We start from the raw sequence: 6,160 nt of genomic DNA on the forward strand, positions 1-6,160 counted from the left end.
ACAAATTGCTGATAATAGATTTGTTTATTTTTTAAATAGGATTTATAATCAAATTCGCCAGGATTGTAAGGAGCTTCAATCTCTTTATAATTTGAGGGGACTAATAAAAGATCCCCGTAGTAAAAACTTTTATTTTTTGAGCTATCAACTTTTATGGCTACCAATAATTTACCAGTACTGCTTTGGATGCTATTATTGAAATAAATAACAGGCACTTCTGCCTCGAAACGAACAATTCCAGCAGTCGTTTTAGGCTCATTTATAATTTTCAAGAAAAGTACATCCGACTTTAAATAACTATAATATTTTGTATCGTAAGCACCCGAATAATGAACTGTAATGCTATATGACAAAAGAGTAAGAAAGCAATGAATGAGAATGCCAAAAACCCATCCTAACCGAAATAATCGATGCTTTTTATAGAGTTTTAATAAAAGCAAATAGGAAATAAGAATTATAATGAGAAAAATAATAGCCCAAAAATAGATGAAGGAGCCAGGGAAATAGGAAGCGATTATTATCCCAATAATTAAAGGAATTAATAATCTGACAAATGGTACTTCCCCCTTAAAAATCATATTTAGAATTGAAAACGGACTTGCAATCTTACATCTGATCTATTATTGCCATTAATCTCATCATTCCCACTACCCACTGTTTCTTGTCCATAATAACTTGTTTGGGCATACCTCAACCATAAATCAAATCCTCGAAAAAAAGTATATCTCACATTCCCATAAAAACGAGTCCCCCTACCCTGATAAGCAGGAACAGCATAAGAATACAAAACATCATTTTCATAAGCATAAATCCTTGAATTAAAACTTTGAGTATCAAAAATTCCAAAACGTAAATTCCCAGATAATTTGGAGCTTAAAGGTTTATAAATAACATCTTGATATAGCAAAAATCCTGTCTCATGATTTAAAAATCCCTTTCTATAGCGTACCAACTCAGCCCGATTTCTTAATGTAAACTGATCATTTAAATCATAAATAAGCTCTAAACGATAGTTTTGCTTATCAACCGCCTCCAATCCAAAATCATCCTCTAAATCAGTCGTATTTTCCTCTCTTAGCTGCTGCTTAAACCGGGTGCTAATTTTAAACTTCTTATTCATTTTATAATTGAGCTGTGCAAGTAGCTCATAGCCCGATGAGGGAGCATCTACCCTAAATTTCAGCCATGGGAATTTGAAGAAATCGGAGTAAACAAATAGATCCCATTTTGAATCAAATTTTAGTGCCATGGCTGCATAAAATCCGCTCTCATTTACTGCATTGGAAGCTTCCGAGACCGATTGATTGAAAAAAGAATGATAATTTTTCGTATATTTGCGGTGTAATAATACCAGTGATACCCGAGATGACAAACTAGTCATCAAGCCATTAATAAAGCCATAGCCCGAATTTAAACTATGTGCCATCTCGCCAAAGAAATAGGTGTTTTTCAAGGCATAATCATAATGAAAACCCAAATTTGTAAGAGAGTTACCCTGAAATTCATACTGCTCATATAATGATTTTCCTACTCCAAAGGGCATACTAAATTTCGTTTGATACGCAGTTAGTCCTAGATTCAAATTCCTAGTATTATACTGGATATTAGTCCCATAAACAGTAGAATACAGCCTATTCTTATTCTCAATTTCAGTTTTTGTCCGATGTAAGCCACTAATATTCACCGATGCTATTTCTGAACCTGAACTGCTTAAACTGGCGTCCAAATTCTTTTTAGAAACAAATGGAGTAAATGAAATTTTCTTTGAGCCAAAAGTAGCTGAAGCGCCTCTCAAAAAACTTGCCTCATTGACTGAGCTGTATGGCTTTAATCCGAAATCTTGCTTTGCAATAGTAGTTATCCCTACACCCTTACCAAATCCTGAACCCGACCACATGCTTAAACCCTGACCAAACTGCAGTCCATAATCACCTAGAACAAGCTTTTTTAATAGCCCTTGACCACGATAAGAAATACTCCCAGAATAGAAGTCAAAACCTTTATTTCTATTACGATCGAAGAAAAGTTCTCCAGCATCTTTCTCCATATTGAGTGATGCTGCCAATGTATTTGAATAGTTAAATCGATATCGTGTTAAAAGCTTTAATGGAGATCCTATATAATTTGGAGATTTCGAGGAATCAGCACTCATAAATCCTGCTTGTGGCTGAATAATTTGACCCATCCGAAGAATCAAATCGTGGTTCCCCTTTTGAATTAATTTTTTAGCACTTAGATTTTGTAAAGGAGAATATATTCCGACTTTCACAAAATTTAACAAGAGACTAATTGTTTCAAGGTCAAGGCTTTGCAGACTTTGCAATTCGAGCTTATCCATAAATGAGCCATGTTGAGATCTATGATTTAGGATTTCATTAATTTGCAGCGGACTAAGAAAAAACAATTCTCTTAATTGCTCGGAGCTAGCGCGGTTTAAGTCCAAAGGATTAAGCTTATAAAAATTAAGCCTTTCTACGAGGTCTGAATAGTCTAAATCTTCGTCAGGATCTCGCGAAACAAGCTCTAAAATTTGATCAATTATCTCGGAACTCTCATCCTGACAAAGTCCCATCTCCGGACTAAAAAACAAGGCCCAAACCATAAATAAAAGATATTTGCCCTTAAAATTCATAGCTAAAGGCCAAATTAGGTGAATAACCGAGTTGCAGATGGGAGGAAATAGCCACATCCAATGCAAACCGCTGATAATTTATTCCGAAACCTCCATATTGCTTAAAAGGATTAGCCGATAATCCGCCTCTTAGCGCAAACCAATTAATTAGCTTGTATTCCATCCCAACCTTAGTATCAATTCCGGCATTTAGTACTTTTTGAACATCGCTAATCACCAAAACCTTATCACTAAAAACATAAGAAAAGCCAAATGAAAGAGCTAAAGGAAGGTTTGTCCCGACTAAATCATTAAAACTTGTTTTTGCAGGATTTGAAAGATGAGAAGCGATCCATAATTTATCATTAACTCGATATTGCATTCCAGCATCTACTGAAATAAGCCTTTCTGAGCCATATTTTGCAACAGACAATTGATGATGCTTTACAGCGATTGAAAGCGCGAGTGCACCAGAAAAATTCTTGGCATAAGCGATGCTAGTAACTTGTTCTAAATATTCATTAAAACCATAGCGCTGAAAACTAAGACCAATAACATTCTTGTCAAAGGGTATGGCAAATACCGCCTTTTGAGTGCTCAGTTCTTGGTCGGAGAAATGACGCTGATAGGCCAAGGCAAAAATGGGTCTTTTGAGATGTGCAATACCAGCGGAATTATGTTGTAAAGACCAAACATCCTGGAGCGCAGTGCCGGAAGAGCCCATGGCAAGTGAACGTGGCCCGGGACTAATTTGAGCAATTGCTGATGTATGTAAGAGAATAAAAAATAAGCATATATATTTCATAAACTGAAAATAGTATGCATGAAAGAGAAGCTATAAAAAAATTATTTAACGGTCATTTGTAACAATAAGCGGAAAATTTCGTCTATTTACTACATGAATTTTTTAAACATGAAGAAAATTATTTTAAGTCTTACGCTGTTATTAGTAGGAACAGGCATGTATGCTCAATCATTGAGCGGCAAAGTGAATGAAGGTACCATCGTTTATTCGGTTGAGTGGAAATTACCTGAACAGATGCAGGCTATGGCATCAAGTATGCCAACAGAATTAACTGTTTATTTCAAGGGTGATTCATCAAGTCTAAAATCAGAATCTGCAATGTATAGCAGTACAAACATTCTAAATACAAGCAAGGAATATGAGCGTTTACTTTTAGATATCCCAATGATGGGTAAAAAGCTTTCAGTTGTTTTTACTCCTGCAGATCAAGAAATGATGGCCGAAAATATGCCTAACTTAACTTTAAAAGAAGGCACAGAAACTAAAACCATTGTTGGATTTAATGCATTAAAGCATGAAGTATATGAATCTAAATCAAATCAAAACTCAGAAGCTTGGTTTACAAAAGACATTGAAATTGCACCAAATTCTTTAAGTCGCTTTTTCAAGTCAAGCTATGGTATTCCACTTGAATTTGTTTCATACATGAATGGTATCAGTCTTAAGGCTACTGTAAAAGAAATCAAAGCAGGTACAGTTCCAGCTGGTTCATTTTCTGCTTCAAAAGATTTCGAAGAAATTACTTTTGAGCAATTAATGCAAATGCAAGGGGGAAGGTAATTCTTATTCGATATCAAAAGCTTTTTAACATCCTCCTTTTTTCATAAATTGCGCTGATGTTAAAAAGCTTTTTTGTTTTTATTCGTTTCTACCTTTTTTGGCTCCTATTCTTCTTTTTAGATAGGCTATTATTTCTTATTTATTTCTCGGATAGAATCTCACATATCGGACTGGGTGAAATAGGAAGCACCTTTTTGTACGCCCTTCGTCTGGATTCTTCGATGATTGCATACATTTCAGTTATTCCTATTCTTTTTTATCTTATTTTACTTTTTCTACCCCGCTATAAATTCCCTGTAAACATTGGGAAATATTACGTGCTTTTCTTTGTTTTAATATTTTCAATAATCACAATTTTTAACCTGAATTTATACCGTGAATGGGGTTCAAAAATTAATTATAGAGCGCTCGATTTAGCCTTTAATTCTACAAAAGAGGCTGTTGCATCCAGTTCCTCGTCCCCTATTTTACTATCGCTCAGCATTTTAATAGGCTTTATTCTGGCAGCGGCATTTTTAGCGCAAAAACTACTTGATTTTAAAATTAAAGATCATATTGAACCCATTTGGAAGAAAGCAAGCATTGCTTTTACTATGCTAGCATTGCTTTTTTTAGCTATTAGAGGAGGTTGGCAATTATCACCAATCAACCAAAGCATGGCCTATTTTTCGAATGAAACAGTCTTAAATCATGCCGCCGTAAATACCGAATGGAATCTAATACATGACATCCTAAGCAATAAATATGGGAAGGATAATCCATACAAATATTATTCAAGAAAGGAAGCGCAGAAAATTCTGAGTGAAATCTATAAAAAACCAACAGAAGACACTCCTATTTTATTAAATTCTAAACAACCAAACGTAGTATTGATAATATTAGAAAGTTATACGGCAGAGTTGGTTGGCATTTTAGGAGGCGAAAAAGGCGTAACACCAAACACGGATAGATTGGCTAGAGAAGGAATACTTTTCGAAGAAATTTATGCTGCTGCTGGTCGTACAGATAAGGGTGTTTTGGCAAGCATTAGCGCCTTCCCTGCCCAGGCTATCAGAAGTGTTATGAAGCAAAGCAACAAACAAGAAAAACTACCTGGAATTGCGCAAGAATTTGAAAAACAATCTTATTCTACCTCTTTTTATTATGGCGGTGAAAGTGAGTTTTTCAATATGAAATCCTATGTTTTAAGCCATGGTTACAAAAAATTAGTCGATCAACATTCTTTTCAAAGAAAAGACATGAATTCTAAATGGGGCGCTTATGACGACAAGGTATTTACTAAGCAATTAGCCGATATGGATAATAGCAAGCAACCTTTCTTTTCTACCATTTTAACCCTAACTAATCATGAGCCTTTTGAAATCCCTGTTGAGAGAAAATACAAGGGAGAAAATGTAAATGATCAGTTTAGAAGCACCATGTTTTACACCGATTCTTGCTTAGGAGCATACTTAACCGATGCAAAAAAGAAAGCTTGGTATAAAAATACACTATTCGTAATTATTGCAGATCATGGCCATCGTTTACCTAATGATCTACCGGAATTTGAAGCAAGGAAATATCGAATACCGCTAATATTTTATGGAGATGTAATTAAACCTGAGTTTAAAGGCTTAAAAATAAGCAAAACTGGAAGCCAGACAGATTTAGTCGCAACCTTATTAAATCAAGTAAAAATCGATGCTAGTCGCTATACTTGGAGTAAAGATCTACTAAATCCATCCACACCTGGCTTTGCCTTTTTTAATTGGGACAATGGTTTTGGCTTTGCCACAAAAGAGCAAGTCATTTCATACGATAATGTTGGAAAAAACATTATCCTACATAAAAATAAAGCCAATCTTAAACTTGATAATCAATTGTTAAGATATGGCCAGGCTCACATGCAAGAGGTATTTCAACAGTATTTAGATCTCTAAGCGACTTCCTTCTGCAATGCTTTAAGCCAATCATTAAACAGTTTT

Annotated in this window: 5 protein-coding genes; 2 read left to right on the forward strand and 3 right to left on the reverse strand. The window is 34.9% G+C overall.

The features are described from left to right. From ACIQ0D_RS10890 to ACIQ0D_RS10900, 3 genes are all read right to left on the reverse strand, one after another. The coding region (locus tag ACIQ0D_RS10890) for a ComEC/Rec2 family competence protein (protein ID WP_395805516.1) at window positions 1–578 on the reverse strand (578 nt) is incomplete at its 3' end. Between the two features lie 2 nt (window positions 579–580). After that, a complete protein-coding gene (locus tag ACIQ0D_RS10895) occupies window positions 581–2,632 on the reverse strand; it encodes a hypothetical protein (protein WP_395805518.1) in 2,052 nt (683 codons plus the stop codon). Then, window positions 2,622–3,416, reverse strand: coding sequence for a hypothetical protein (locus ACIQ0D_RS10900; RefSeq protein ID WP_395805520.1), 795 nt, complete (start codon window positions 3,414–3,416; stop codon window positions 2,622–2,624). Before ACIQ0D_RS10900 ends, ACIQ0D_RS10895 begins: the two co-directional genes overlap by 11 nt. Window positions 3,417–3,524: 108 nt before the next feature. Between ACIQ0D_RS10900 and ACIQ0D_RS10905 the strand changes: the two genes are divergently transcribed. Together ACIQ0D_RS10905 and ACIQ0D_RS10910 are read left to right on the forward strand one after the other, a co-directional pair. Further along, complete coding sequence (locus ACIQ0D_RS10905) at window positions 3,525–4,196, forward strand: hypothetical protein (protein ID WP_395805522.1); 672 nt, start codon at window positions 3,525–3,527, stop codon at window positions 4,194–4,196. 56 nt (window positions 4,197–4,252) lie between these two features. Continuing rightward, complete coding sequence (locus tag ACIQ0D_RS10910) at window positions 4,253–6,115, forward strand: LTA synthase family protein (RefSeq protein WP_395805524.1); 1,863 nt, start codon at window positions 4,253–4,255, stop codon at window positions 6,113–6,115. Window positions 6,116–6,160 lie beyond the last annotated feature (45 nt).

It is taken from the genome of Daejeonella sp., from assembly GCF_044342615.1.
Taxonomy (GTDB): domain Bacteria; phylum Bacteroidota; class Bacteroidia; order Sphingobacteriales; family Sphingobacteriaceae; genus Daejeonella.

Excerpts from the sequence above, each read along its gene's own strand:
- ACIQ0D_RS10895 (WP_395805518.1), bottom strand. The coding sequence starts at position 2,632 with ATGAATTTTAAGGGCAAATATCTTTTATTTATGGTTTGGGCCTTGTTT.
- ACIQ0D_RS10900 (WP_395805520.1), bottom strand. The coding sequence starts at position 3,416 with ATGAAATATATATGCTTATTTTTTATTCTCTTACATACATCAGCAATT.
- ACIQ0D_RS10905 (WP_395805522.1), top strand. The coding sequence starts at position 3,525 with ATGAAGAAAATTATTTTAAGTCTTACGCTGTTATTAGTAGGAACAGGC.
- ACIQ0D_RS10910 (WP_395805524.1), top strand. The coding sequence starts at position 4,253 with ATGTTAAAAAGCTTTTTTGTTTTTATTCGTTTCTACCTTTTTTGGCTC.